28 protein-coding genes are annotated in these 24,597 nt (G+C 75.3%); 16 read left to right on the top strand and 12 right to left on the bottom strand.

The window, feature by feature from the left end:
• Positions 1-186: 186 nt before the first annotated feature.
• The 9 genes from B8281_RS01695 to B8281_RS01665 all read left to right on the top strand — a co-directional run bounded on the left by B8281_RS01695 (position 187) and on the right by B8281_RS01665 (position 7,001).
• The gene (locus B8281_RS01695) at positions 187-960 is read left to right on the top strand and encodes a YwiC-like family protein (RefSeq protein WP_157446513.1); all 774 of its coding nucleotides are present in this window, start codon (positions 187-189) and stop codon (positions 958-960) included.
• A gap of 101 nt (positions 961-1,061) precedes the next feature.
• A complete protein-coding gene (locus tag B8281_RS01690; RefSeq protein ID WP_085386705.1) occupies positions 1,062-1,406 on the top strand; it encodes a MazG nucleotide pyrophosphohydrolase domain-containing protein in 345 nt (114 codons plus the stop codon).
• A 34-nt stretch (positions 1,407-1,440) separates the two neighbouring features.
• Entirely contained in the window at positions 1,441-1,971 is a 531-nt protein-coding gene (locus B8281_RS01685) for a DinB family protein (protein ID WP_034655021.1), read from the top strand.
• A gap of 48 nt (positions 1,972-2,019) precedes the next feature.
• The gene (locus B8281_RS19050) at positions 2,020-2,169 is read left to right on the top strand and encodes a hypothetical protein (protein WP_157446512.1); all 150 of its coding nucleotides are present in this window, start codon (positions 2,020-2,022) and stop codon (positions 2,167-2,169) included.
• A 30-nt stretch (positions 2,170-2,199) separates the two neighbouring features.
• Positions 2,200-2,397 carry a hypothetical protein gene (locus B8281_RS01680; protein ID WP_085386704.1) on the top strand — a complete coding sequence of 66 codons (198 nt, stop codon included), beginning with the start codon at positions 2,200-2,202 and terminating at the stop codon, positions 2,395-2,397.
• Positions 2,398-2,600: 203 nt separating this feature from the next.
• Positions 2,601-2,759: a hypothetical protein gene (locus tag B8281_RS19385; protein ID WP_009861736.1), complete on the top strand. Its 159-nt coding sequence runs from the start codon at positions 2,601-2,603 to the stop codon at positions 2,757-2,759.
• Complete coding sequence (locus B8281_RS01675) at positions 2,756-3,910, top strand: glycosyltransferase family 2 protein (RefSeq protein WP_198163113.1); 1,155 nt, start codon at positions 2,756-2,758, stop codon at positions 3,908-3,910. The genes B8281_RS19385 and B8281_RS01675 overlap by 4 nt, the downstream gene beginning before the upstream one ends.
• A 65-nt stretch (positions 3,911-3,975) precedes the next feature.
• Positions 3,976-4,800 (top strand): MerR family transcriptional regulator, encoded by an 825-nt coding sequence (locus B8281_RS01670; RefSeq protein ID WP_085388554.1) that lies wholly within the window; start codon positions 3,976-3,978, stop codon positions 4,798-4,800.
• A 104-nt stretch (positions 4,801-4,904) separates the two neighbouring features.
• On the top strand, positions 4,905-7,001 hold the full coding sequence (locus B8281_RS01665; protein WP_085386702.1) for an elongation factor G: 2,097 nt from the start codon (positions 4,905-4,907) through the stop codon (positions 6,999-7,001).
• A gap of 116 nt (positions 7,002-7,117) precedes the next feature.
• On the opposite strand, the gene B8281_RS01660 is transcribed toward B8281_RS01665, so the two are convergent.
• From B8281_RS01660 to B8281_RS01640, 5 genes are all read right to left on the bottom strand, one after another.
• Positions 7,118-7,990: a heme ABC transporter ATP-binding protein gene (locus tag B8281_RS01660; protein ID WP_085386701.1), complete on the bottom strand. Its 873-nt coding sequence runs from the start codon at positions 7,988-7,990 to the stop codon at positions 7,118-7,120.
• The gene (locus B8281_RS01655; protein WP_085388553.1) at positions 7,987-8,997 is read right to left on the bottom strand and encodes an iron ABC transporter permease; all 1,011 of its coding nucleotides are present in this window, start codon (positions 8,995-8,997) and stop codon (positions 7,987-7,989) included. The genes B8281_RS01660 and B8281_RS01655 overlap by 4 nt, the downstream gene beginning before the upstream one ends.
• Before the next feature lie 151 nt (positions 8,998-9,148).
• Positions 9,149-10,417, bottom strand: a complete 1,269-nt coding sequence (locus B8281_RS01650; protein ID WP_085386700.1) for a hemin ABC transporter substrate-binding protein — start codon at positions 10,415-10,417, stop codon at positions 9,149-9,151.
• A 222-nt stretch (positions 10,418-10,639) separates the two neighbouring features.
• Positions 10,640-11,308, bottom strand: a complete 669-nt coding sequence (locus tag B8281_RS01645) for a heme oxygenase (biliverdin-producing) (RefSeq protein WP_085386699.1) — start codon at positions 11,306-11,308, stop codon at positions 10,640-10,642.
• A gap of 143 nt (positions 11,309-11,451) precedes the next feature.
• A complete protein-coding gene (locus B8281_RS01640; RefSeq protein ID WP_021483301.1) occupies positions 11,452-12,066 on the bottom strand; it encodes a TetR/AcrR family transcriptional regulator in 615 nt (204 codons plus the stop codon).
• A gap of 90 nt (positions 12,067-12,156) precedes the next feature.
• Between B8281_RS01640 and B8281_RS01635 the strand changes: the two genes are divergently transcribed.
• The 5 genes from B8281_RS01635 to B8281_RS01610 all read left to right on the top strand — a co-directional run bounded on the left by B8281_RS01635 (position 12,157) and on the right by B8281_RS01610 (position 17,543).
• Positions 12,157-12,732, top strand: coding sequence for a DinB family protein (locus B8281_RS01635; protein ID WP_085386698.1), 576 nt, complete (start codon positions 12,157-12,159; stop codon positions 12,730-12,732).
• Between the two features lie 83 nt (positions 12,733-12,815).
• Positions 12,816-13,871: a hypothetical protein gene (locus B8281_RS19045; RefSeq protein WP_157446511.1), complete on the top strand. Its 1,056-nt coding sequence runs from the start codon at positions 12,816-12,818 to the stop codon at positions 13,869-13,871.
• Positions 13,872-14,515: 644 nt separating this feature from the next.
• The gene (locus B8281_RS01620; protein WP_085386695.1) at positions 14,516-15,607 is read left to right on the top strand and encodes a pirin family protein; all 1,092 of its coding nucleotides are present in this window, start codon (positions 14,516-14,518) and stop codon (positions 15,605-15,607) included.
• A 23-nt stretch (positions 15,608-15,630) separates the two neighbouring features.
• The gene (locus tag B8281_RS01615) at positions 15,631-16,455 is read left to right on the top strand and encodes a DUF5926 family protein (RefSeq protein ID WP_043656736.1); all 825 of its coding nucleotides are present in this window, start codon (positions 15,631-15,633) and stop codon (positions 16,453-16,455) included.
• Between the two features lie 206 nt (positions 16,456-16,661).
• On the top strand, positions 16,662-17,543 hold the full coding sequence (locus B8281_RS01610; protein WP_082774333.1) for a glycosyltransferase family 2 protein: 882 nt from the start codon (positions 16,662-16,664) through the stop codon (positions 17,541-17,543).
• A gap of 70 nt (positions 17,544-17,613) precedes the next feature.
• Here B8281_RS01610 and B8281_RS01605 read toward each other — a convergent pair whose 3' ends face one another.
• Genes B8281_RS01605 through B8281_RS01575 form a run of 7 tightly spaced genes read right to left on the bottom strand, consistent with a single transcriptional unit; the run spans position 17,614 to position 22,773 of the window.
• Positions 17,614-18,180 carry an N-acetyltransferase gene (locus B8281_RS01605; RefSeq protein ID WP_085386694.1) on the bottom strand — a complete coding sequence of 189 codons (567 nt, stop codon included), beginning with the start codon at positions 18,178-18,180 and terminating at the stop codon, positions 17,614-17,616.
• Complete coding sequence (locus B8281_RS01600) at positions 18,177-18,518, bottom strand: transcriptional regulator (RefSeq protein ID WP_085388552.1); 342 nt, start codon at positions 18,516-18,518, stop codon at positions 18,177-18,179. Before B8281_RS01600 ends, B8281_RS01605 begins: the two co-directional genes overlap by 4 nt.
• Positions 18,515-18,940 carry a hypothetical protein gene (locus B8281_RS01595; protein WP_085386693.1) on the bottom strand — a complete coding sequence of 142 codons (426 nt, stop codon included), beginning with the start codon at positions 18,938-18,940 and terminating at the stop codon, positions 18,515-18,517. The genes B8281_RS01600 and B8281_RS01595 overlap by 4 nt, the downstream gene beginning before the upstream one ends.
• 18 nt (positions 18,941-18,958) lie before the next feature.
• The gene (locus B8281_RS01590) at positions 18,959-20,401 is read right to left on the bottom strand and encodes a sugar porter family MFS transporter (RefSeq protein WP_085386692.1); all 1,443 of its coding nucleotides are present in this window, start codon (positions 20,399-20,401) and stop codon (positions 18,959-18,961) included.
• Between the two features lie 40 nt (positions 20,402-20,441).
• On the bottom strand, positions 20,442-20,864 hold the full coding sequence (locus tag B8281_RS01585) for a sensory rhodopsin transducer (RefSeq protein WP_021482307.1): 423 nt from the start codon (positions 20,862-20,864) through the stop codon (positions 20,442-20,444).
• Positions 20,861-21,634, bottom strand: a complete 774-nt coding sequence (locus B8281_RS01580) for an SDR family NAD(P)-dependent oxidoreductase (RefSeq protein WP_085386691.1) — start codon at positions 21,632-21,634, stop codon at positions 20,861-20,863. Before B8281_RS01580 ends, B8281_RS01585 begins: the two co-directional genes overlap by 4 nt.
• Positions 21,631-22,773, bottom strand: coding sequence for a mandelate racemase/muconate lactonizing enzyme family protein (locus tag B8281_RS01575; RefSeq protein WP_085386690.1), 1,143 nt, complete (start codon positions 22,771-22,773; stop codon positions 21,631-21,633). Before B8281_RS01575 ends, B8281_RS01580 begins: the two co-directional genes overlap by 4 nt.
• A 111-nt stretch (positions 22,774-22,884) precedes the next feature.
• Between B8281_RS01575 and B8281_RS01570 the strand changes: the two genes are divergently transcribed.
• Positions 22,885-23,526 (top strand): GntR family transcriptional regulator, encoded by a 642-nt coding sequence (locus B8281_RS01570; protein WP_043656750.1) that lies wholly within the window; start codon positions 22,885-22,887, stop codon positions 23,524-23,526.
• A 161-nt stretch (positions 23,527-23,687) separates the two neighbouring features.
• A complete protein-coding gene (gene bsh / locus B8281_RS01565) occupies positions 23,688-24,596 on the top strand; it encodes a choloylglycine hydrolase (protein ID WP_198163112.1) in 909 nt (302 codons plus the stop codon).
• Position 24,597 lies beyond the last annotated feature (1 nt).

Here is a 24,597-nt window from a genome sequence, read left to right as displayed (position 1 = left end):
GTGGGGTGTGAATCACGGCTGCGCCACCATATCTAGTCCGACGACCGCGCGTGACGACGGACGACGGCGCGCCGCGGGACGCCGTCGAAGGTCAGGACGAAGGTCCCGCGCGGCCGGGACGTGCGGCCGCGCGCACGGGGGACTCCGCGCGGCCGGAGCCGGCCCCTGCGGCGCTAGCCTCGGGACGTGGCCCGACGTCCGCCCGGCTGGGTGCCGAACCAGCACGGCGCGTGGCCCATGCTCCTGCTGCCGTTCGTGGTCGGCACGGTGCGCGGCGTGCAGGACGCCGGGTTCCGTCCGGTGACCCTCGCGCTCGGCGCGCTCTGGCTCATCGGGTACCTCGCCTACTCCGCGGCCGGGCTGTGGCTGAAGTCCCGCCGCCGGCCCCGCTACCGGCGCCCGATGCTCACGTACGGCGCGGCTGCGACCGTTCTCGGGACGGTCGTGCTCCTGCTCGACCCGGCGCTCGCGGCCTGGGCGCCCGCGTTCGTGCCGTTCCTCGCGCTCGGGCTGTGGGCGTCGGCGCGGCGCACCGAGCGGTCGGTCGCCGCGGGCGGCGCCCTCACGGTCGCCGCGTCGCTCATGACGGTCGTCGCCTACGCGGCGTGCCGGCCCGCGGGTGCGTCCGCCCTCGCCGTCCCGGCCGTCGTCTGGCTGGTCGCCGCGCTGCTCCTCGCGTACCTGTTCGGCACGGTGCTCTACGTCAAGACGATGATCCGCGAGCGCGGCGTGCGGTCGTACGTCGTCGCCTCGGTCGCCTACCACGCGGCGGTCACCGTCGCGGCGGGCGTCGTCGCCGTCGTGCACGACCCCACATGGTGGTGGGCGACGGCGTTCCTCGCCGCCGCGACCGCCCGGGCGGCGGTGCTGCCGGGCCGACGGCTGAGCCCGCGGGCCGTCGGGACCGGGGAGATCGTCGCGACGGTGCTGCTGCTCGTCGTCGCGCTCGTCGTGCGTTAGGTCCGCTGTTCGGCAGGTCGTGCGGGGTTCGGCACCTCGTGCTGCTGAACGCGGACCGTGGGTGCCGAACGGTCGGAGGTGCCAGGTGGTTCACTGGCGCGATGGACGACGACGCGCCCCTCACCCTGCCCGCGCTCGGCGAGCGCGTCGAGGCGGTGTCGGCGCTGTACGCGCGCAAGTTCGGCGTCGACCGCGACCCGGACTGGTTCATGCTCAAGCTCACCGAGGAGGTCGGCGAGCTGACCCAGGCGTTCCTCGCCGCGACGGGGCGCACCCGCCCGCGCGGAGGCGCAGGGACGCCCGGGCCCGACGGCGCAGCCTCACCGCTCGCGGACGAGGTCGCCGACGTCCTGGCGCACCTGCTGCTGCTCGCGCGCTCCCAGGGCGTCGACGTCGAGGCGGCGGTACGGCGGAAGTGGCTCGCGTGGGAGGCCGACCTGCCCTGAGCGGGCGCACCGGCGCGGTCGCTAGGGTGGCGCCGTGACCGACCACCGCACCGACCCGCCCGTCGCCGCCGACGAGGTGACCACGCTGCGCGGCTTCCTCGACTTCCACCGCGACACGCTCCGCTGGAAGACGTCCGGGCTCGACGCCGCGGAGCTCGCGCACCGGCTGCGGCCGTCGTCGATGACGCTGGGCGGGCTGCTCAAGCACCTCGCGTTCGTCGAGTCGCAGTGGTTCTCGCAGGTGTTCCGCGGCGAGGAGCTCATGCCCCCGTTCGACACGGCGGACTGGGCCGACGACCGCGACTGGGACTGGACCTCCGCGGCGGGCGACTCGCCGGAGGAGCTGCGCATGCTGTTCGACCGGGCGGTCGCGGCGTCGGACGCGGTGCTCGACGCGGCGCTCGCGGACGGCGGGCTCGACCGGCTGAGCGCCCGCGCCGACCGGCACACGGGCGAGCGCTGGACGCTGCGCTGGATCCTCGTGCACCTGGTCGAGGAGTACGCGCGGCACAACGGTCACGCCGACCTGCTGCGCGAGGCGATCGACGGGACCGTGGGGGAGTAGCGCCGCGGTCGGTTGCCGCGGGCGCCGTCGCCCGGGACGATGGCGGACGTGACCGCCCCCGAGCAGCCCGCGCCCCGTCCGGTCCGTCCGCGCGTCGCCGCCGTCGTCCTGGTGGCGCTCGTCGTGCTGGGGGTCGGCCTGCTGCTCGCCGCGCTCTTGGTCGCGAGCCGCCCGACGTCGTTCGGCTGGTTCGCGTAAGCGCCGGTCTCCGGGACGACGTTCGTCCCCGTGGGCGCGTACCCGCCGGGTGCCGCGGCGCTCCTCGCGGGAGCCGGAGCCCTGCTGGTGGGAGGTGCGGTCGGGTTCGTCCTCGGACGGCGCCGCGCCGCCCCGGCGCAGCAGAGCTCCGCGCCCTCACCGGCACCGTCCGACGGCCCCGGCCCCGGCTCCGCCCCGTCCGACGGCGGGGCGGCACCGACCGCCTGACGCGCCACCTCCGACGCCCGGTCCCCGCACGCCGCGGAGGCCGGGCGTCGTCGTGTACCCACCGCCCGACGGCAGGGCACTCCTCCGCGGCCCCCGCGTGCTCACCCGACGTCCCGGGCGGTGCTCCACCGCCGCCCGGGCCCGGATGGGTACCGGCCTCCGCGACGGACGGTGGAACCACCGACGACGACAGGAGGTGGATCGTGTACCAGCTCGGTACGACTCAGGCAGGGACCGTGCTCGCGACGACGGGAGCGATCGCGGGCTTCTACGTGGTGGGAGCCTGGACGCTCGTCGTGGCGGGGCTCGCGCTCGTCATGACGGCGCGCGTCCTGCGCAAGCGGCTCGCGGAGCACCGATGAGCGCGGCGACGCTCCCACGGGTGGTGGTCGTGGTCCCGGCGCACGACGAGGCCGCGGCCCTGCCGACGACGCTCGCGTCGGTCCGGGCGCAGACGCGCCCGGTCGACCGGGTCGTCGTCGTGTCCGACCGCAGCACCGACGCGACGGTCGAGACCGCGCGCCGCCTGGGCGCCGACGTCGTCGAGACGGTCGGCAACACCGGCCGCAAGGCCGGGGCGCTGAACCAGGCGCTGCGCGGGGTGGAGGCGGAGAACGTCCTCGTGCTCGACGCGGACACGACCATCGCCCCGACGTTCGTCGAGGACGGCCTCGCCCTGCTCGACGCGCGCCCGGAGCTCGGCGCGGTCGGTGGTGTCTTCCGCGGCACCCCGCCGCGCTCGGTGCTCGAGCAGCTCCAGTCCGACGAGTACGAGCGGTACGGCGTGCAGATCGACGTGACCGGGCGGACGTCCGTCCTCACGGGCACGGCCGCGCTCGTGCGGACCGAGGCGCTGCGGGCGGTCGCCGCCGCGCGCGGGGACCGGCTCCCGGGGCGGCGCGGCGACGTGTACGACGTCGGCGCCATCACCGAGGACTCCGAGCTCACCCTCGCGCTGCGCACGCTCGGCTACGAGCTCGCGTCGCCGGTGCGGATGTCCTGCACGACGGAGCTCATGCCGACGTGCCGCGACCTGCACCGCCAGCGCGTCCGCTGGTACAAGGGGATGCTCGACAACCTGCACGCGTACGGGTTCACGCGCGTCACTGCCCGGTACGTCGGGCAGCAGGCGATGCTCGTGCTGAGCACGCTCATGCTCGCGAGCCTCCTCGTCCTCACGGCGCTGACGGTCGTCGCGGGCACGTTCCGGGTGGTCCCGGCGTGGCTCGCCGTGGGCGGGGTCCTCGTGCTCGAACGGGTCGTGACGGTGTGGCGGAACGGGCCGAAGGGCCGGCTGCTCGCCGTCCTCGTGCTGCCTGAGCTGCTCTACGACCTGTTCCTCCAGGTGGCGTTCGTCCGGGCATGCTTCCTCGCCGCGACGTCGCGCGACGCCGGGTGGCACCACGTGGCGCACGCGACCGCGTCCGGGAGCGCGACCGAGGACGCGCCCGAGACCGCTCCCGCGAGCAGCATCGAGAACTCCGAGAGCTCGAAGCAGTTGACCTTGACGTGACGTCAACTTCTACCGTGGTCCCGGTGCCGCACGAGAGCACCACCGACGCACGGGAGGAGCGGGAGATGAGCACGACGGGCGCCCGCACGGCCGACTGGTCCATCCAGGAGGTCGCGCGCCTGGCCGGGACGACGAGCCGCACGCTGCGTCACTACGACGCGGTCGGGCTCCTCCCCCCGAGCCGGGTCGCGGCGAACGGCTACCGCCACTACGACGCCGACGCGCTCGTCCGGCTCCAGCGGATCCTGCTCCTGCGCGACCTCGGTCTCGGCCTCCCCGCGATCCGCGAGGCGCTCGACGGCCCGCCCGCCCGGCAGGGTGACGGGCCGCCGTCGGCCAGCGCCCGGCGGGAGGCCCAGGTGCGGGCGCTGCGCGGCCACCTCGGGTGGCTGCGGGCGGAGCGGCAGCGGCTGGCGCGGCAGATCGCGTCGGTCGAACGGACGATCACCACGATGGAAGGAGGTGGCGAGCTCATGGCGGACGACATGTTCGACGGGTTCGACCACACGCAGCACCGCGACGAGGTCGAGGCCCGCTGGGGGAAGGACGCGTACGCGCGGAGCGACACCTGGTGGCGGGGGATGTCCGACGACGACCGCGCCGTCTGGCAGGACCGCACGCGCGCGCTCGGAGAGGACTGGGCCGCGGCGGCCGCCCGGGGCGTCGACCCGGCGTCCGACGAGGCGCAACAGCTCGCGCGCCGCCACGTCGAGTGGCTCGGCGGCATCCCCGGAACCCCGGGTGCCGGCGCGGCACCGGTCAAGGAGTACGTCGTCGGCCTCGGCGAGATGTACGTCGCAGACGAGCGGTTCGCGAAGAGCTACGGCGGCGTCGAGGGTGCGACGCTCGTGCGCGACGCCCTGCGCGTGTACGCGGACGCCCACCTGTAGCCCCGGGCCCGGGCCGGGACCTCCGGCCCGGGCACGATCCGTTCGACGTCACTAGCCTGGAACCCCGGCGGGACACGGCGCCCCGCCGCCGCCAGGAGGCAGCCATGGCCACGACGTCGACGTCCACCGGCCCGGCCACGACCCGCAACGTCGCCCTCGTCGGGCACAGCGGCTCGGGCAAGACCACGCTCGCCGAGGCGTTCCTCCACCGTGCGGGCGCCGTCCCGCGCCCGGGTTCCGTCGCGGAGGGCACGACCGTGTGCGACCACGAGCCCGAGGAGGTCGCGCGCGGCATCTCCGTGAGCCTCGGCGTCGCGCACCTCGACTGGCGCGCGCCCGACGGCACGACCTACCAAGTCACGCTGCTCGACACCCCCGGCTCGCCCGACTTCGCGGGGTCCGTGGACGCGGCGCTCGCGGTGGCGGACCTCGCGGTCGTGGTGGTGAGCGCCGTCGACGGGGTGCAGTCGGGCACGGAGGAGGTCTGGCGACGGTGCGACGAGGCGGGGATCCCCCGCCTCGTCGTCGTCTCCCAGGAGGACCGCGCGCGGGCGAGCTTTCGCACCGTCCTCGCCGCGCTCCGGGCCGCGTTCGATGCGCCGTTCGCGCCGCTCGAGCTCCCGCTCGGGGAGGAGCAGACGCTGCACGGCGTGGCCGACGTCCTCACCGAGCGCGCCCGCGAGTACGGGGGCGGCGGTCAGGGGGTCTGGCAGGGCCACGACGAGGAGGTCCCCGCCGACGTCCGCGACGAGGAGCACGCGCTGCACGACGAGGTCGTCGAGGAGATCGTCACGCACGACGACGACCAGCTCGAGGCCTATCTCGGGGGCGACGAGCCGGGCCCGGCCGACCTGGAGCGCACGCTCGCGCACGAGGTGCTGACGGGCGAGGCCGTGCCGGTGCTGCTCGCGTCCGCCGTCACCGGCGTCGGGGTGGACCGCGTCCTCGACCTCGTGTGCGAGCTCGGGCCGTCGCCCGCGGACCGCCCGGCCGTCGTCGCGCTGCCCGACGCCGCCGGGTCGGGCGAGGCCGTGACGTCCGAGGTCGCGGCCGACCCCGCGGGCGACGCGCTCGTCCACGTCTTCCGGACCGTCGTCGACCCGTTCGTCGGGCAGGTGTCGGTGTTCAAGGTGCTGTCCGGGACCGTCGCGACGGGCGACCGGCTCGTGAGCACCGCGACCGGCGCAGACGACCGCGTCCACGGGCTCTTCCGGCTGCGCGGCCGCGAGCACCTGGCCGTCGACCGGGTCGTCGCGGGCGACGTCGCCGCCGTCGCGAAGCTCTCCGCCGCGTCGACCGGCACGCTCCTCGCGGGCCGCCGGATGCCCGTCGCGGCGCGAGACCTGCCACCCCGGCCACCGGTGTACACGCTCGCGTTGCGGCCCGTGTCGCAGTCCGACGACGACAAGCTGTCCGCCGCGCTCACCCGGCTGCGCGCCGAGGACGCGACGCTGCACGTCGACCTCACCGGCTCCCAGGCGGTCCTCGGCGGCCTCGGGGACACGCACCTCGCCGTCGCCGTCGAGCGGCTCGAACGGTCCTTCGGCGTCCGCGTCACGACCGAGCCCGTCGAGGTCGCCTACCGGGAGACGATCACGCGCGCCGTCGAGGTCGAGGGACGCGTGAAGAAGCAGTCCGGCGGGCACGGGCAGTTCGCCGTCGTGCAGCTGCGCGTCTCCCCGCTCCCGCGCGGCGAGGGGTTCGCGTTCGTCAGCTCCGTCGTCGGCGGGTCGGTGCCGCGCCAGTACCTGCCCGCGGTCGAGCGCGGCGCCCGCGAGGCCATGGAGAGCGGCGGACCGCACGGCTACCCCGTCGTGGACCTGCGCGTCGAGGTCCTCGACGGCAAGGCGCACTCCGTCGACTCATCCGACATGGCGTTCCGCACCGCGGGCGGCGTGGGGGTGCGGGAGGCGCTCGCCACGGCCGGGACGGTCGTGCTCGAGCCCGTCTCCGCGGTGACCGTGACCGTCCCGCCCGACGCGCAGGGCGACGTCATGGGCGACCTCTCCGCGCGGCGCGGCCACATCACCGCGACCGACTCCCTGCCCGACGGCCGCGTGCGCGTCGACGCGCTCGTGCCCGAGGCCGAGCTGACCCGCTACGTCCTCGACCTGCGCTCGATCACCGGCGGGCGAGGGTCGTTCACGGCCGCGCCCGACCGCAACGAGGTGCTCCCCGGCGGCGTCGGGGCGAGTCGCTAGGCCGGGCCCTCTCGACGGGCGGTGCTCCACGGTCTTCGACCCCGCGCAGAGAAGATCCCCCGGGTTGCGCATCGTGGAGAGGCGTGGGGGATGTCGTGCTCCCGAGCCTATCGTCCTCAGCGGCGCGGCACGACGATCGGCGCGCCGCCGCCGGGGTGGTCGACGACCTCGACGGGGTAGTCGTAGACGCCGCTCAGCAGCTCGGCGGTGAGGACGTCGCGCGGACCGCCGTCGGCGACGACGCGCCCGCCCGCGAGGACGGTGACCTGGTCGGCGTACGCGGCCGCGAGCGAGAGGTCGTGCACGACGACGACCACCGCACCGCCAGCGGCGGCGTGCGCCCGGGCGAGCTGGAGCACGAGCTCCTGGTGCTTGAGGTCGAGCGCGGCGGTCGGCTCGTCGAGCATGAGGAGCGCGGTGCGCTGGGCGAGCACGCGCGCGAGCGCGACGCGGGCCTTCTCCCCGCCGGACAGCGACGTGAAGTGCCGGTCGGTGAGGTGCTCCACGTCGGTCGCGGCGAGCGCCTCGGCGACCGCGGCGTCGTCGTCGTCCTCGAACGGGGTGCCGCGCCACGGCGAGCGGCCCATGCGCACGACGTCCACGGCGGTGAACGGGAAGCTCAGCGAGACCTGCTGGAGCATGACCGACCGGCGCAGGGCGAGCTCGGTCGGGGTCCACGCGGCGAGCGGGCGGCCGGCTACGGTGACGTCTCCGGCCTCGGGGCGCAGGTCGCCGGTGAGGACGCCCAGCAGCGACGACTTCCCGGCCCCGTTCGGGCCGAGCAGCGCGCGGACCTCGCCCGCGCGCACGTCGACCGACACGTCGCGCAGGATCGGCGCCTCGCCCAGGGTGAGGGACACGCCGTGCGCGGCGGTGACCACGTCGCCGGGCGCGGCCGGGCGGGGGAGGCGGGGCCGCCGTCGGGCACCGGTGACGGCGGTGCGCAGCGCGCCGAGGAACGACGACCCCTCGTGGCGCAGGTCGCTCATGCCCAGCCTCCCTGGCGCGAGCGCGTGCGGCGCAGCAGGTAGAAGAAGAACGGCCCGCCGACGAGCGACGTGATCATGCCGAGCGGCAGCTCGACGTTCGCGACGGCGCTGCGTGCGAGGAGGTCGGCGGCGAGCAGCACGACGGCGCCGCCCAGCACGGACGCGGGGACGAGCGTGCGGTGGCTCGGCCCGCACACCATGCGCACGAGGTGCGGCACGACGAGCCCGACGAACGCGATGATCCCCGTGAACGCGACCCCGGCGGAGACGAGGAGCGCGACGAGGACGATGACGAGCTGGCGCAGCCGCTCGACGTCGACCCCGAGGTGCTGCGCGGCGCGCTCGCCGAGCGCGAGCAGGTCCATCTTGCGGCGCACGAGCATCGCGCCGGTGACGCCGACGACGGCGATCGGCAGGACGACCGCGACGGACTGCCACGTCGCGCCGCCGAGCGAGCCGAGCTGCCAGAAGACGATCTGCTCGCGCGCGGCCGGGTCGGCGACGAACGTGAAGAACGCGAGCATCCCGCCCGCGAACGCGTTGACCGCGATGCCCGTGAGCACGAGCGTCACGACCTCGGTGCGACCGCCGGCGCGCGCGAGCGCGTAGACGACGAACGTCGTGACGAGCCCGCCGACGAACGCCGCCGCGGCGACCCACGTGCCGGGCACGAGCGCGCCCGCGGTGACGATGACCGCGCACGCGCCCACGGCCGCGCCCGAGGAGACCCCGATGACGCCGGGCTCGGCGAGCGGGTTGCCGAACACGCCCTGCATGAGCGCGCCCGAGCACGCGAGCGCCGCGCCGACGACGATCGCCAGGACGACGCGCGGGAACCGCACGACCCACAGCGCGTTCTCGCCCTGCGGGTGCGACGGCATGGGCCCCCAGTCGAGCCCGACGTGGTGCGCGAGCGAGCCGAGCACCTCCGCGGGCGACACCGGCACCTGACCCGTCATGCCGGACACGACGGTGAGCACCGCGAGCGCCACGCCCAGCCCGACCATCAGCCACCGGGCGGCGTGGCGGCGCTGCTGCCCGACGGCGGGCCCCACCCGGGCGGGCCGACCACCCGGGCGCGGGGCGCCGTCGGGCACGGCGACGCCCTCGGGACCGGGCGCGCCCTCCGGCGTGCCGAGGGGCGGGTGGCGGGCGCGCTCACGACGCCGGGAGCTCCGGCGCGGGCACGCCGTAGAAGGCCTCGACGAGCGCCGCGATCGTGGAGCCGGTGCGGGGGCCGAACGTGAGGAGGCGCGAGCCGTCCATGTCGACGACGCGCCGCGCCTCGCCCGCGGGCGTCTGCGCGAGGCCGGGGATCGCCATCATGGCGTCGAGGCCGCCCATCGACTCGAGCCCGTCGGTCATGACGAGGTAGGCGTCGGGCGCGGCGCTGATGATCGCCTCGCTCGTGACCGGCGCGTACTGCTGCGTGAGGCCGATCGCGGTCCCGGCGTCCTCGCCGCCGATCTCGCGGATCAGGTCGTCGGCGCCGGAGCCGGGCCCGAACAGCATCTTGATGTTCGCCCCGCGCAGGTAGAGGAACGCGACGCGCGGCGTCCCGGTGTCCTGCGGCACCGCGGCGAGGGCCGCGCAGATCTGCCGGTCCGCGCGCTCGACGAGCGCCTCGCCCTGCTCGGGCACGCCCAGCGCTGTCGCGACGGCGCGGATCCGGTCGTCGACGCCGTCGAGCGTGCGGGCCTCGTCGAAGTACACGACGGGGATGCCCGAGCTCTCGAGCTGGCCGCGCACGTCGTCGGTGAGGATCGTCGCGTCGGTGAGGATCACGGAGGGGTCCAGCCCGAGGATCGCCTCGACGTCGAGCGCGTGGCCGGCACCCGTGACGACGGGGACGTCCGCGGCCTCGGGGAAGCCGGTCGGCAGGTCGCGGCCCACGACGTTCGCGCCCAGCCCCAGGCTGTAGACGATCTCGCCGAGCGTCCCGTACAGGTCGACGGGGATGATGCGGCTCACGTCGGTGATCTCGACCTGGCGCCCGTCGACCGACTCGACCGTCACCGGGAGCTGCGGGGCGGGCGCCTCGGCGACCGGGTGGATCGCGTCGTCGGCGAACGTCGCGCTCGTGGGCCCGGTGGGGAACGACGCGGGGTCGACGTCGGAGCCGCCGCCCGCGGCCCGGGACTCCTCGAGCGTCGTGCAGGCGGGCGCCGTGGTCGTCGGGGTGTCGGTCGGGGTCGCCTCGACGGGCTCCGCGTCCTGGCTCGCCGCGGCCGACGGCGTCGCGGGGGGCTCGTAGGGGAGCGGCGCGCACGCGGCGACCAGGCCCAGCAGGACGACGGCACTCGCCCCGGCCAGCGCGGTCACGGTCCGGCGTGCGCGGCGGGGCGCGGCACCCGGCGTGCCGGCGGGCGACGTCGGGCGGCGCGGCGACGAGCCGGGGTACGGCGCAGGGCGGGCAGCGTGAGGCATGGGGAGTTCTCCAGGGAGCGGTCCGAGGGCGCGGCCGCCACGGCCGCCGCCACCAGGTAAGACGAGCCTAACCTGACCCGCGGACGTTTCTCGACCGCCGTGGAGTAACTCACCTCACGAACGACCCCCCGGCGCGCGGCCGAGCATGGGGTCGCGGCCCGTCGGCTGGGTGGGACCGGCCGCAACCGCATGGGCGGCGGCGGGGCGTGTGGGTGGGGCGGGTCAGGGGTGGGCGGCGCCGAGGTCGGCGAAGAGGTCGCTGTTGAGGCGGAAGGCGTGCTTGGCCTCGGCGACGGTCTCGTCGAGCTGCCCGGGGGTGAGGACCAGGGCGTCGAGGCGCTCGCGGTAGACGTCCTTGAACGGCTTGGACTTGGGGATCTCGACGAACGTGTAGAAGGCGAGGCCGTCGCCCGAGAGCCCGTAGTGGCGCTCGAGCATGCGCTTGATGATCTGGCCGCCCGAGAGGTCTCCGAGGTAGCGCGTGTAGGCGTGCGCGGCGTACGCGGGCAGGGACCCGCCGACCGTGCGCAGGCGGGCGACGTAGCGCTCGGTCGCGGGGTGGATCGTCACGCGCTCGGCCCAGTCGGCGCCCACGAGGAACGTGAGGTCCTTCTCGATCTCGGGGGTGCGCGTGAGCTCGTCGAACACGAGGCTCGCGCCCTGGGCGTCGGCGCGCATCGCGGCGCTCGCGTCCTCGAGCGCGCCGTAGATGGCCCACTGCTGGGCGGCGAGGTCGGCGTACGCGGCGACGTCGAGGCGGCCGGACATGAGCCGCTCGACGAACCCGGAGCCCTCGGCCTGCTCGTGCTCGGGGCGCGTGCCCTCGCGCAGCCGCTGCGACAGCGGGACGGACTCGTCGGCGCGGTGGAGGTCGTGGGTGAGGGCAGTCACGGGATGGCTCCTGCGGGTGCGTCGGGGCGGGACAGCACGTCCTGACGCCGTGTCATGACGATGCGTCAGGAACTGTAGCCCACGGAGGTGAGGCTTGCCTATCCTCTGTCCGTCATCCGACCCCGGAGGGCGCGCTCCAGGCGTCAGCCCGCGAGCGCGGGCGAGGTCGCGTCAGCTCCGACGGCGCGCAGCACGAACGCCTCGGTCGCCTCGATCGCCTGCTCGCGCGCGACGGGGTCGTCGGGCACGAGGCGTCCGGACAGGCACGCGTTGACGAGCTGGACCGTCGTGTCGATGTCCTGCGCGGGGAACTCGCCCGCCTCGATCCCCGACCGGACGATGCGGCGCAGGATCGCCTCGACGAGCTCCGCGTGCTCGCGCAGCCGCTGCCGCGTGGTCCGCGAGAGCACGGTGCGCAGGTCCGGCCCCGGGGCCAGGTGGAAGATGCGCTTGAGCTGCGCCTGCTGGCGGATGTAGGTGCGCAGCTGCTCGACCGGGTCGTCCACGTGCTCCAGCGCGCGCTCGAGCGTCCCGACGTACTGCTCCGTCTCGTGGGTGATGAACCCCAGGAGCAGGGCCTCCTTGTCGGGGAAGTGGTTGTAGACCGCGGTGCGGCCGACCCCGGCGGCGGCGGCGATGTCCGCGAGCGAGATGGCGTCGAAGCCCCGGTCCATCATGAGGGTCGAGAGCGCCGCGAAGAGCTTCTGCCGGGTCTGGGCGCGGTGCTCGTGGAGGGACCCTCCGATGATCTTGGGCATGCTGACATCATAGGCAGGTCGTGTCAGAACGCTAATCCCCGACGATCCGGGCCCCGGGGAGGGTGCTGCGCCGTCTGGCACACTGCCGCCATGGACACGACCGCGTCGCCCGAGGGCGTCCCCGCCGCCGCCCCGGACCCGGAGTTCCCGCCCGTCCCCGCGGACACCAAGGACTGGACGTGGGTCATGGAGCGCCCGTGCCCCGAGTGCGGGTTCGTCGCCGCCGAGGTCACGCCCGACCGCGTGGGCGCCGCGGTCCGCGACGCCGTCCCGCGCTACGTCGCGGCCCTGGCCCGCGCGGACGCGCGGACCCGCCCCGACCCGACGACCTGGTCCGTGCTCGAGTACGCCGCGCACGTCCGCGACGTCTTCTCCGTGTTCGACGTGCGCGTGCAGTCCATGGTCGAGGGCGACGACCCGCAGTTCGCCAACTGGGACCAGGACGCGACGGCGGTCGCGGAGGACTACGCGCACCAGGACCCGGCCGTCGTCGCGCGCGAGCTCCGGATCGCGGGCGACCGCGTCGCGGGCCGCTTCGACGCGCTCGTCCCCGACCAGTGGGAGCGCCCCGGGCGGCGCTCGAACGGGTCGGTCTTCACCGTCCGGACGCTGGGGCAGTACTTCGTGCACGACGTCGTCCACCACCTCCACGACGTCGGCGCCTGACGCCCGCGGGGTCCCCGTGAGCGGACCCACGCTCGTGACACCGCCGTAACACCGTCGCCTCCGGGGCGCTCTACGTTCCGGTCATGGACGCCCCCGTCGCCGGCCTGGTGCCGGACGCGCACGCCGGTGCGCACCTGCTCGCGACGCCCCGCTCGCGCGGCGCGGCCCGCACGCCCGTGGACGCGCTCGCGCGCGCCTGGTTCGCGGGCGCGGCCTGGACGACGCCGCCGGGCGGCGGAGGAGCGGCGCGCCCCATGGCCGGCGCGCGGTTCCGTGGCGTGGTGCCCGACGGCGTCGTCGCACCGGGCGAGCTGCGCCTCGCCGAGGGGGCGCGCGTCGTCGGGCCCTTCGCGCTCACGCCGCCGCAGACGCAGGCGCTCGGCCTCGCGGGCGGGGGCGCCGAGGCGTTCGCGCTCCACGTCGACCACCCCGACGCGCGCCTCGCGCCCCGCGCGCGGACCGGCGCCTGGGCCGACACGTCGACCGGCACGTCGACTGGCTCTGTGACCGACGACCGCGACGGGCTGGTGCGCGCGTTCCCGGCAGGGCTGCCGCAGGGGCTCGAGCTCCGCGTGCTGGGCTGGGCCGTCGCCGCGGCCCGGCGCGTCGGCGGCGCGGTCGTCGCGGACGGCCGGACCGTGCTCACGCCCGACCCGGCATCGGGCGTCGACCTCACGCTCTACAGCGCCCACGTGCTCGGGCCCGACGACGCGCTCGGCGTCCTGCGCACGACGGTCCCCGGCGCGGGGGTCGTCGTGGTGCGGCCGGGCGCGGACGGCCTCGCGGAGTACGTGCTGTCGGGCGAGACCCCGTACGACGGCGCGGTGCGGCTCGAGGCCCGACGCGTCGCGCGGGTCCCGCTCGCGCTCGACGGCCTCGACTGGCGCGAGCACGGGCCGCACGCCTACCGCCTCACGTGGGTGCCGACCGAGCCGGACGAGCTCGCGGTCGAGCGGCCCTCGGGGCTGCACGTCATCGCGCGTTCGCGTGCCCGGGTGCTGCTCGCCCGGCTCGCGGCGATGCTCCAGGGCCGGCTCGCGGGGACGCTCGTCGACGACGGCGGGTTCGTCGTGCGCGACCTCGACCTCGACGAGCGGCTCTCCCCGGCGGCGGCACCCACGGCGCGGTTCTGGGTCTGAGCGCGTGCGCACGGGCCGCGCCGCGGGGTCGGACGGGTCCGGTCCGCGCCGAGATCTGTCCACAGAATTCATCCACAGGCCTGTGGGCGGCGTGGGAACGGCGCGGGGCGTCCTGTGGACGAACCTGTGGTCATCCGGCCGGCCCAAATGACAACGGTGGGAACTCTTGCAGACCCCCGGGCCGAGGACTACAAACGTCCGTAACGGCCCGGACGGGCGCACACGGACGACGGGGTTCCGGCACGCATCACGCAGGGGTCTGAGGGCCTCGCCAGGACCGCACGACGTCTCGCCGCGCACGCGAGGGCACGGCCGACCGGAGAACGGTGGACGACCCGCCACCCCCTGCTGCGGGGCTGCGCGCGACGGCGCAGGTTCCTACCGGACCCGGAAGGCCGACCGCGATCGGCGTCACCGCACCTGCCCGGGCACCCGGGCGGACGCGAGGGCGCCGGGCCGCCACGTCGCGAGCGGCGCCCCGACGGGCCACCCGGCCCGACCGCCCCGGGGTCGCGCGGACACGGCGAGGCCCCTCGGAATCCTGCTCCGAGGGGCCTCGTCCCCATTCTCCCGCGGGCGCGGCCCGACGCGAAGACCGTCGACAGGCGCAGGACGGCGCCGCCCCGCGCGCCTACGCTCGTGCCATGAGCAACCTCGAGACCCGGCCCGAGGAGCGCGTCTGCTCGGCGGGCGCGCCCCACGACGACGGCGGAGGCGCCGCGGTCGAGATCCTCGAGCACCGGGACGTCCCGCTCGGGGGCACCCGGGCGATGCGGGTGCGGCGCACGATCCCGCAGCGCGCCCGGTCGCTCGTGGGCGCGTGGTGCTTCCTCGACCACTACGGCCCCGACCCGCTGCCCGCCATCGGCGACGGCACCGACGGCATGCAGGTGCCGCCGCACCCCCACACCGGGCTCCAGACCGTCACGTGGCTGTTCGCCGGCGAGATCCTGCACCGCGACGCCGTCGGGTCGCTCCAGACGGTGCGGCCCGGCGAGCTCAACCTCATGACCGCGGGTCGCGGCATCTCCCACTCGGAGGAGTCGCCGCGCGGCGAGCGGCCCCCGGTCCTGCACGGCGTCCAGCTGTGGGTCGCGCTGCCGGGCGACCGCCTCGCGGATCCGCCCGCATTCGAGCACCACGCCGACCTCCCCGTCGCCACGGTCGACGGCGCGCGGGTGCAGGTCTTCCTCGGCGCGCTCCGCGTGGGCGGCGCCGCGCTGCGCTCGCCCGCCACGACCTTCACGCCGATCGTCGGGGCGCAGCTCGACCTCGCGCCCGGCGCGCGCGTCACGCTCGACGTGGACCCGGCGTTCGAGCACGGCCTCCTCGTCGACGACGGCGTGGTGCGGCTCGAGGGCTCGCCCGTCCCGCCGTCGTCGCTCGGGTACGTCGAGCCCGGCCGCACGACGCTCGTCGTCGAGGCGGGACCGGACGCCCCCGCCCGTGCGGTGCTCGTGGGGGGCGAGCCGTTCGGCGAGGACATCGTCATGTGGTGGAACTTCGTGGGCCGCTCGCACGACGACGTCGCGCGCGCCCGCGCGGACTGGCAGGCCCAGCTCGTCGTCACGGGGGACCAGGGCCCGAACCGCGGCGGCACCCGGTACGCGGACGGCGCGCGCGACCGCCGCTACGGCGAGGTCGTCGGGTACGACGGCGGCCCCCTGCCTGCGCCCGCGCTGCCCGACGTCCGACTGCGCCCGCGCACCCGGCCCGCCGCTCCGCCGCGCCGGTAGGTCGCGCCAGTAGACTGCCGCGCATGGCCAAGAACACCACGCCCGACTTCGTGCTGCGCCCGTTCGAGGGGCTCCCCGGCGAGACCGACTGGGTCGCGATGCGCGAGGTCGTCCCCTCGGCCACCGCGACCGCGCGCACGACCGCCGAGCACGGGGCGCGCGACGTCCTCGTCGTGACGGTCCTGCCCGCCGGCTGGGCCGCGCTGCACCGCCAGGACGGCACGATCCTCCTCGCCGTCCAGACCCTGGCCGGCTCCGGCGACACGAGCCGCGACCTCGCCGCCGCGCTCCTGGAGGCGATCGACGCCGAGCCCGGCACGTCCATCGAGACGAGCGCCCTGCCCGACGCCGGCCCGCGCCTCCAGGACGTGCTCGACCTCTCCGTCCCGTTCGACGTCACCGTGCACGAGGACTTCGCCTTCTGGCTGGACCCGTCGGCGGAGATCACGCCCGACCTGCGCGCCTCGCTCGACCAGGCGGCCGAGTCGATGGTGCCCACCGTCAAGCTCGACGCCGTCGAGTCCGCGTACTGGTGCCGCATGTCGCGCGAGTTCCTGCGCTGGGCCCGCCCCGAGCCGGAGGACGCCCTCATCGACGCGATCTCGCGCCTGCACGCGAAGCGCGAGTCCGGCCTCGCGGGCGGCAAGTTCGTCGGCGCGTTCCGGTCGAGCGGCCTGCTCGTCCCCGTGTGGGAGCTGCCGCGCGGCACAGAGGCGGACGAGCTCGAGGGCCCGGTCGCGGAGCTCGACGCCCGCCTCACCGAGGCGCTCGCGGTCACGGAGCCGCTCGACGCGAACGAGCGCCGTGCGCGCGCGGGCATCGTGTCCCGGCAGGTCACGCTCCGCTGACCCGGAGCACCCCGCGCGAGCGCACGACGCGGGAGCGCGACCACCCCGAGAGCCCGCCGACGCCCCTGTCGGCGGGCTCTCGCGTCGAGTAGGATCCGGGAGACCTGGGAACGCAGCCCGGTCGTCCTGCGGAGATCCCGAGCGGATCCGCTGGTGGAACGACGACACATCTGCGGCCAACTCTTTGCACTACTAGGCTGGACGGCGTGAACGCGGACCATCGGTCGACCGATACGGGGAAGAACACGGGGAGTGCCCCCACGAGCACGGCGAGCACGCCGCCGACGTACCTGTCGGCGTCCGGGACCCGGGCGCGCACGCCGCGCCCGGTGGCCGGCGACGGGCGCACGGGCCGCGCCGTCCGTCAGCGCGTCGCGGTGATCATCCCCGCGAAGGACGAGTCGCGTCGCATCGCCGCCACCGTGCGCGCCGCGAAGGCCATCCCGCACGTCGACCTCGTGCTCGTCGTCGACGACGGCAGCGAGGACGACACCCAGCACGTCGCGCGCGAGGCGGGCGCCGTCGTCGTGCGGCACTCCCACAACCGCGGGAAGGCCGCGGCCATGGAGACGGGCGCCGCCGTCGTCGCGATGCGCGACGCGGCCGACCGCCCGCCGCGCCTCCTGCTCTTCATCGACGGCGACCTCGGCGAGACCGCGGTGAACACCGCGCCGCTCGTCGCGCCCGTGCTCGACGGGTACGCCGACGTCGCCATCGCACTGCTCCCGCCGCAGCCGGGCGCGGGCGGCCGGGGGATCGTCGTGGGGGCCGCGCGCCGCGCGATCCAGTCCCTCACGGGGTGGACCCCGACGCAGCCTCTCTCCGGGATGCGGTGCCTCACGCGCGAGGCGTTCGAGGCCGCGACGCCGCTCGCGCGCGGCTGGGGCGTCGAGACGGGCATGACGATCGACCTGCTCCGCAAGGGGTACGTGGCGGTCGAGGTGCCGTGCGACCTGCGCCACCGCGCGTCGTCGAACGACCTGAAGGGCCAGCTCCACCGCGCGGCCCAGTACCGGGACGTGCTGCTCGCGGTGAACGCGCGCAAGATGCGCTCCGCCGTCGACCGGGTGCGCGCGGGCGACCACTAGCCACGCGGGACCGCCGCACCGGGCGACCCGGCACGGCAGGTCGCTCGGCGCGGCGGCTCGGCGTCGGGGCTCAGGGCCTCGGCGTGCGGACCATGCCGTGCACGACGGGGCCGTCGTGCACCTGCGTGGTCGCGGTGCGCACGAAGCCCAGCCGCTCGTAGAAGGTGACGTTGCGCGCGTCGGAGGTCTCGAGCGCGACGGGCGCGTCCCCGAGGGCGGGGTCGCGCAGGGCGGCCCGGCACACCGCGCTGCCGCGCCCGGTGCCCTGGAGCGACGGCAGGACCCCCACCGTCGCGAGCGTCCAGGCGCCCGGCGGGGGCGGCGGCAGCTCGGCGGCGGCCACGGCCTGCAGGCGCGGGCCGTGCAGCGCGGCGACGCGCTCCTGGACGTCCCCGGGGGGAGCGGGGGCGTCGGGCGGCATGAGCGCGACGACGGCGTCCGCCGGGTCGTGGACGACCACGATCCCGTGCGCGAGGGCGTGCTCGAGGTAGATCTCCTGGAGCGCGGCGAGGCGCTCGGGGTAGTCGTCCTCCGGGACGGCCCAGCGGGTCCAGGGGTAGTCGTGGAACGCGGCGGCGAGGGTGCGGGCCGCGGCGGGGACGTCGGCGGCGGTGGCTCGACGGAACGTCGGCGTCATGGTGCGGTGCCTCTCGGGGTCGGGTCGGGCTGGGGCTCGATCGCGCCGGTGCGGGCGATCTGCTCGAGCGTGCGCACGTGCTGCCGGAACGCGTCGAGCCCTCGGTCGCTGATGCGGACCCAGGTGCGCGTCCGACGTCCGGCGGCCTCCTTGCGGATCTCGACGAGGCCCGCGTCGGAGAGCGCGGTGAGGGCCTGGGAGAGGGACGAGTCGCTCAGCTCGACCAGGTCGGCCAGGAAGCGGAAGTCCGCGCTCTCGACGTTCGCCAGGGCGGCGAGGATCGAGAAGCGCACGGGCGAGTGGATGAGCGCGTCCAGGGCCTTGCGCGGGTGGCTCACCGGCGTGCGCTCGCGAACGCGCACGCCGCGAACGGGGACGCGGCGACGACGCCGGCGACGACCCACCAGGCGGGCGACGTCGCGCCGACGAGCTGGAGCGCCGGGTCGAGCATGACGAAGTACAGCACCGCCCAGGTGATCAGGGCGATGCCCATGTCGCGCACCCAGTGCCGGGGCGCCGTCCGGTGGTGCCGCGCGACGGCGGACCACAGCAGGGCGAGGACGACCACGAGCACCGTGGTGGCGGGCCACCACGGTGCGTCGAGGACGTCGATCGCGATCGTGTACGCGAGGGCGGCGACGGCGTGCCCGACGCTGAGCCAGGGGTACCAGCGGGTCGCGCGGTGGGCCTGGGCGGCGACCTCCTCCGCCTGGCCGAGCTGACGACGGGCCTGCTCCGGGGTGATGGAGTTCTGGATCATGCAATCACTTTAACACTCCTAAAGTGATTGGGGTCCACCCGACGCGGTGTCCTCCCGCATCTCCTCGAGCGGGCGGTTCGCCGTCTCGGGCAGCGCCCTCAGCACGAGCACGAACGACGCCGCCGCGAACACCGCGTAGAGGGCGTAGCTGCCGGGGAGCGACAGGTCCCGGAGCGAGGGGAACGTGAGATTGACGGCGATGCCCGCCGCCCAGTTGGCGGCGGCGGCGAGCGACGCGGCGCGGGCGCGCAGCAGGTTGGGGAACATCTCCCCGACGAGGATCCACACCACCGGGCCCCACGAGACGGCGAAGGCCACGACGAAGACGTTCGCCGCGACCAGGGTCACGACGCCCCAGGCGTCGACGAACACGACGCCGTCCGCGGTCTGCCGCGCCTGGGCGAACCCGGTCGCCATGACGGCCAGGGCGACCGTCATGCCCACCGACCCCACGAGCAGCAGGCGACGCCGACCCACGCGGTCGACGAGGAAGATCGCGACGACGGTCGCCGCGACGTTGACGAGCGACGTGAGGGCCGAGAGCCAGAAGGCCTGCTGCTCGCCGAAGCCCACCTGCGCCCAGAGCGACGTCGAGTAGTAGAAGATGACGTCGATGCCGACCAGCGCCTGGAGCGCGGCGAGCGCGATCCCCAGCCAGACGATGGGCTTGAGGCGGCCCGGGCCGGAGAACAGGTGGGACCACGCGGGCCGCGCCTCGTGGAGCGTTCCCTCGATGGTCGCGACGCCCAGCAGCGCGTCGCCCTCCGGGACGCGGTGGAGGCGCCGCAGCGTGCGGGCGGCGCCGTCCCGGTCGCCGCGCATCACCAGGTACCGCGGCGACTCGGGCAGCAGGACCGCCGCGACCACGTACGCCACCGACGGCACGACCGCGACGAGGAACATCCACCGCCAGGCGGGCAGGCCGAGGGCCAGCTCCGCCTCGGCCCCGCCCGCGGCGCGGACGAGGAACGCGTTCGAGACGAGCGCGGCGAAGATGCCCAGGACGATCGACATCTGCTGCGCCGTCGCGAGCCGCCCGCGCAGCCGGGCGGGGGCGATCTCGGCGATGTAGAGCGGGGCGACGACGGACGCCATCCCCACCCCCACGCCACCCAGGAAGCGCCACAGCGCGAGGGTCGGGCCGTCGTGCGCGACGGCGCACAGCACCGACGTGGTGACGAACAGGGTCCCGGCGACCATCATGAGGCGCCGTCGCCCGAAGCGGTCCGCGATCGTGCCCGCGGAGAAGGCGCCCACGGCCGCGCCGAGCAGCGCGCTCGCGACGATCACCCCGACGAGCGCGCTCCCGACGCCGAGCTCGGCCTTGAGAGCGTCGACGGCGCCGTTGACCACGGCCGTGTCGAAGCCGAACATGAACCCGCCCAGCGCCGCCCCGACGGTCGACGCGACGACGAGCGGGGTGAGGGCACCGTGGCCGAGCCGGCCCGTCGCGGCGTTCACGGCGTGCCCCGGCGGGGGGTCGTCGGGGTGGAGGTCTGCGTCATCGGAGGTCCTCTCGGAAGGTGTCGACGGGATGGGCGATCGTGCTGAACAGGGCGTTGGCGGCCTGCCGCGAGTCGAGCCGCGTGTGCTGGACGACGACGGGCGCCGACGCGACGACGACGGCCGAGTAGTCGGTGCCGCGGGGCACGGGCTCGGGGTCGTCGAGGTCGTTGAGCGTCACGTGGCGCACCCGCTCGGCGGGCACCACCACGACGTAGGGGCCGGCCGGCGGGCGGTCGGCGAAGTAGAGACGGATCTCGACGCGCGCGTCGTCGGGACCGGCGTTGAGCAGGCACAGGCTCTCGTGGCTTGCGAGGGTCGGGTCGTCGCCCGTGCCGTACGGCGGGATCCAGCCGTCGCCGATCGCCCAGCACGTCGCCCCGACCCGGGGGCGACGTGCCGGGGCGTCCGGCGCACTCATACGCTGATCGACGACTTGGCGAGGACGCCGCCGTCGCACCCGACGAGCGACCCGGTCGTGTACGACGAGCGGTCCGACAGCAGCCAGAGCACGGGCTCGGCGATCTCTTCGGGCCGCGCGAGCCGACCCAGCGGGACCTCGTGCTCGATCTGCGCGCGCGTGGCGGCCACCTCGTCGGCGGGCACGTTGGCCCACATGAGGGGGGTCTCCGTCGGGCCGGGGACGATCGCGTTCACCCGGACGCCGTGGCGCGCGTAGTCGACCGCGAGGGTGCGGACCATGGACGACACCGCCCCCTTCGAGGCGCCGTACGCCGTCGCGCCCCCGGCCGCGAAGCCGACCGTCGCGGCGGGCGAGCCGCACAGCACGACGCTCCCGCCGTCGCCGTCGATCATCGCGCGCAGCACCTCGCGCACGACGAGGAACGTGCCCGTCACGTTGACGTCGAGCACGCGGCGCCACGTGGCCAGGTCGAGCTCGTGCGCCGCCCCGCCCACGTCGATCCCGGCGCCCGCGAAGAGGCCGCGCAGCGGCGGTCCGGATTTCGCGACCGTCCCGACCGCCGCCGCGACGGCGGCGGCGTCGGTCACGTCGAGCACGTGCGCGCGCCCGTCCCCGCCCGCCTGCCGGGCGAGGTCCACGGTGGCCGCGGCGCCGTCGGGGTCGAGGTCCAGCACGTGCACGAACCAGCCGTCGCGCGCCGCGCCCACGGCGACCGCGCGGCCGATCCCCGACGCCGCGCCCGTCACGACGAGCGACCGCGGGCTCACGACGCGCTCCTGAGCAGCGCGTCGACGTCGCAGTAGCGCGCGAGGCGGTCGCGGTCGAGCGTGATGCCGAGCCCGGGACCGTCGGGGATCGGGAGCATCCCGTCCGCGTCGAGCGTCCAGCGGTCGGTCGTCAGGTCGTCGATGTAGGGCGAGCCGGTGACGTACTCGACGAGGTCCGTATCTGGCAGGGCGGAGGCGAGCTGGAGGTCCGTGGCGAGCCCGACGGCGGTGTTCCACCCGTGCGGCACGAGCTTGACGCCGTGGTCGTGCGCGGACCACGCGATGCGCCGCAGCTCGCTCGTCCCGCCGACCTTCGTGACGTCGGGCTGCACGATGTCGAGGGCGCCGCCCTCGATCCACGGCTGGAACGCCTGCCGGCGCGTGAGCACCTCGCCGCCCGAGATCGGCACGGGCGAGCGCCTGCGCAGGTGCGTGTAGTCCTCGATCGCGTCCGGCGGGAGCGGCTCCTCGAACCACGCGACGCCGTACGCGTCGAGCATGCGCGCGGTGCGCAGGGCCCACTTGTAGCCCTGGCTCCACGCGCTGTCGCTGCCACCGGCGTCGACCATGAGCATCGCGTCGGGGCCGACGGCGTCGCGCGCCGCGGCGACGATGCGCTCGTCGAGCCGCTCGTCGACCCGGCCGAAGGGACCCCAGCCGATCTTGAACGCGGTCCACCCCTCGGCGCGCAGCGCGGTGAGGTGGTCGCGCAGCGCGTCGGGCTGGTCCATGAGCAGCGAGGCGTACGGGCGCACCCGGTCGCGGTACCGCCCACCGAGGAGGCGCCCGACGGGCTGGCCCGTCGCCTGGCCGAGGAGGTCCCACAGCGCGGTGTCGACGCCGCTGATCGCGTGCGTGATCGACCCGCCGCGGCCCATCCAGAACGTCGTGCGGTGCAGCCGCTCGCTCGTGCGCTCGGGCTCGAGCGCGTTCGCCCCCAGGAGCAAGGACCGCAGGACGTCGAGCGCGCCGCGCACGAGGTCCTCCGTGGTGAACACGCTGCCGACGCCGACGAGACCCTCGTCGGTGTGGACGGCGACGAGGGTGTGCACGACGTCGTCCTGCCGCAGTTCCTCCTGCCAGCCGCCCTCGGGGGTGGCGCCGCGCAGCCCGGCGGCGGTGATGGCGGTGATCCTCATGGGTGTCCTCTCGTCGGTGCCGTGGACCGCGACTCTAGGTCGCTCGATGGTAGATGGTCAACCATCGGCCACCCACTAGGGTGGAGCCCTCCCGAGTGAGAGGTCGCCGTCGTGCCCGTCCTGCCCGCATCGCCGCCCGAGTCCCGGCGCGACTGGGTCCTGCGCCACCTGCGTGAACGCATCGCCTCCGGCGACCTGGCCGCCGGGGACCGTCTCGTCGAGCGCGACCTCTCGACCGCCTACGGCATCAGCCGCGGCCCGGTCCGCGAGGCGATCATGGTGCTCGAGCAGGAAGGGCTCGTCGTCTCCCACCCGTACCGCGGCGCCGTCGTGGTGGACATCTCCCAGGAGGAGATCGCCGAGATCCTCGTCCCGGTGCGGACCGTCATCGAGAAGGTCGCGTTCCGCTCGGCGGCGCGCGCGCAGGACCCCGCGCTCCTGGACGCGCTCGACCGCACGGTGGCGGCGATGGAGCGCGCGGCGGACCCGCTCGACGCCCGTCGCCTCGCCGACCTCGACCTCGAGTTCCACGAGGCGGTGATCGCCGCCGCGAGCCACACGCAGTCGCTGCAGATCTGGCGGCTCATCCAGCCGCGCGTCCGCGCGTACTTCGTCCGCGACGCGCCGCACCACGAGGACCCGCACGCCGTCGTCGAGCAGCACCGGGAGCTGCTCGCGTCGCTGCGGTCAGGCGACCCGGACCGCGCGGAGCGGGCGGTCGAGGAGCACATCGCCGTCTACCTGCAGCCCTGAGGCGCGCCCCGGCCGGTGGCCCCGATCGGTGCCCGGACGCACCATGGGAGGACGGGGCACGACGTCGTGACCCGGCGGCGCGCGGTCCCGCGTGCCGTGCCGACGACGACGGGGGCAGCGCGATGTGCACAGGGATCAGGTTCTCGGACGACCAGGGCAGCGTGTACCTGGCACGCAACCTCGACTGGACGAGCGGGTACGGGCAGCAGGTCGTGGTGACGCCCACGGGCTACGCGCCGCGCTCGCCGTTCGGTGCCGTGCGCTCGATCGAGCACGCGGTCATCGGCATGGGCATCGTGGAGGAGGACACCCCGCTCTACTTCGACTGCGGCAACGACGCGGGCCTGGCCGTCGCGGGGCTCAACTTCCCGGGCTACGCGGCCTACGCGCCCGGACCGGTCGACGGCGCGGTCAACGTCGCCGCGTTCGAGCTCCCGCTGTGGGTGTGCGCGCAGTTCGCGAGCGTGGACGAGGTCGAGGCGGCCCTCGCGGACGTGGTGGTCGTCGACCGGCCCATCAACGAGAAGTACCCCAGCTCGATGCTGCACTGGATCGTCGCCGACGCGCAGCGCGCGATCGTGCTCGAGCACACGGCGGACGGCCTGCACGTGTTCCAGGACGACGTCGACGTGCTCACGAACCAGCCCGGGTTCGACTGGCACCACGAGAACCTGCGCAACTACCTCAACGTCTCGCCCGACTTCCCCGAGGACACGGTCGTGGGCCGGGCCCACCTCGCCCCGTTCGGCTCGGGCTCGCACATGCGCGGCGTCCCCGGCGACTACTACTCGCCGTCCCGGTTCGTCCGGGCCGCGTACGTCAACTCCCACTACCCGACGAAGGGCACCGAGGAGGAGAACGTCAGCCGCGCCTTCCACACGCTGCAGCAGGTCGCGATGGTCGACGGCTGCGCCGCGATGGGGTCGGGCGAGTTCGAGATCACGGTGTACACCGGGCTCTTCTCGTCCCGCACCTCGACGTACTACTGGAACACCTACGAGGACCCGGCGATCCGGAGCGTCGCCCTCGGTGACCACGCCACGGGCGGCACGGAGCTCGTGCTCGTCTAGC

Source organism: Cellulosimicrobium sp. TH-20, from assembly GCF_002105775.1.
In the GTDB taxonomy this organism is placed as follows: domain Bacteria; phylum Actinomycetota; class Actinomycetes; order Actinomycetales; family Cellulomonadaceae; genus Cellulosimicrobium; species Cellulosimicrobium funkei.
The sequence above is the reverse complement of the archived record's forward strand: the minus strand, read 5'-3'. Positions and strand labels throughout refer to the sequence as shown.

Excerpts from the sequence above, each read along its gene's own strand:
- B8281_RS01690 (WP_085386705.1), top strand. The coding sequence starts at position 1,062 with ATGGACGACGACGCGCCCCTCACCCTGCCCGCGCTCGGCGAGCGCGTC.
- B8281_RS01675 (WP_198163113.1), top strand. The coding sequence starts at position 2,756 with ATGAGCGCGGCGACGCTCCCACGGGTGGTGGTCGTGGTCCCGGCGCAC.
- B8281_RS01670 (WP_085388554.1), top strand. The coding sequence starts at position 3,976 with ATGAGCACGACGGGCGCCCGCACGGCCGACTGGTCCATCCAGGAGGTC.
- B8281_RS01665 (WP_085386702.1), top strand. The coding sequence starts at position 4,905 with ATGGCCACGACGTCGACGTCCACCGGCCCGGCCACGACCCGCAACGTC.
- B8281_RS01660 (WP_085386701.1), bottom strand. The coding sequence starts at position 7,990 with ATGAGCGACCTGCGCCACGAGGGGTCGTCGTTCCTCGGCGCGCTGCGC.
- B8281_RS01655 (WP_085388553.1), bottom strand. The coding sequence starts at position 8,997 with ATGGTCGGGCTGGGCGTGGCGCTCGCGGTGCTCACCGTCGTGTCCGGC.
- B8281_RS01650 (WP_085386700.1), bottom strand. The coding sequence starts at position 10,417 with ATGCCTCACGCTGCCCGCCCTGCGCCGTACCCCGGCTCGTCGCCGCGC.
- B8281_RS01640 (WP_021483301.1), bottom strand. The coding sequence starts at position 12,066 with ATGCCCAAGATCATCGGAGGGTCCCTCCACGAGCACCGCGCCCAGACC.
- B8281_RS01635 (WP_085386698.1), top strand. The coding sequence starts at position 12,157 with ATGGACACGACCGCGTCGCCCGAGGGCGTCCCCGCCGCCGCCCCGGAC.
- B8281_RS19045 (WP_157446511.1), top strand. The coding sequence starts at position 12,816 with ATGGACGCCCCCGTCGCCGGCCTGGTGCCGGACGCGCACGCCGGTGCG.
- B8281_RS01620 (WP_085386695.1), top strand. The coding sequence starts at position 14,516 with ATGAGCAACCTCGAGACCCGGCCCGAGGAGCGCGTCTGCTCGGCGGGC.
- B8281_RS01615 (WP_043656736.1), top strand. The coding sequence starts at position 15,631 with ATGGCCAAGAACACCACGCCCGACTTCGTGCTGCGCCCGTTCGAGGGG.
- B8281_RS01605 (WP_085386694.1), bottom strand. The coding sequence starts at position 18,180 with ATGACGCCGACGTTCCGTCGAGCCACCGCCGCCGACGTCCCCGCCGCG.
- B8281_RS01595 (WP_085386693.1), bottom strand. The coding sequence starts at position 18,940 with ATGATCCAGAACTCCATCACCCCGGAGCAGGCCCGTCGTCAGCTCGGC.
- B8281_RS01585 (WP_021482307.1), bottom strand. The coding sequence starts at position 20,864 with ATGAGTGCGCCGGACGCCCCGGCACGTCGCCCCCGGGTCGGGGCGACG.
- B8281_RS01575 (WP_085386690.1), bottom strand. The coding sequence starts at position 22,773 with ATGAGGATCACCGCCATCACCGCCGCCGGGCTGCGCGGCGCCACCCCC.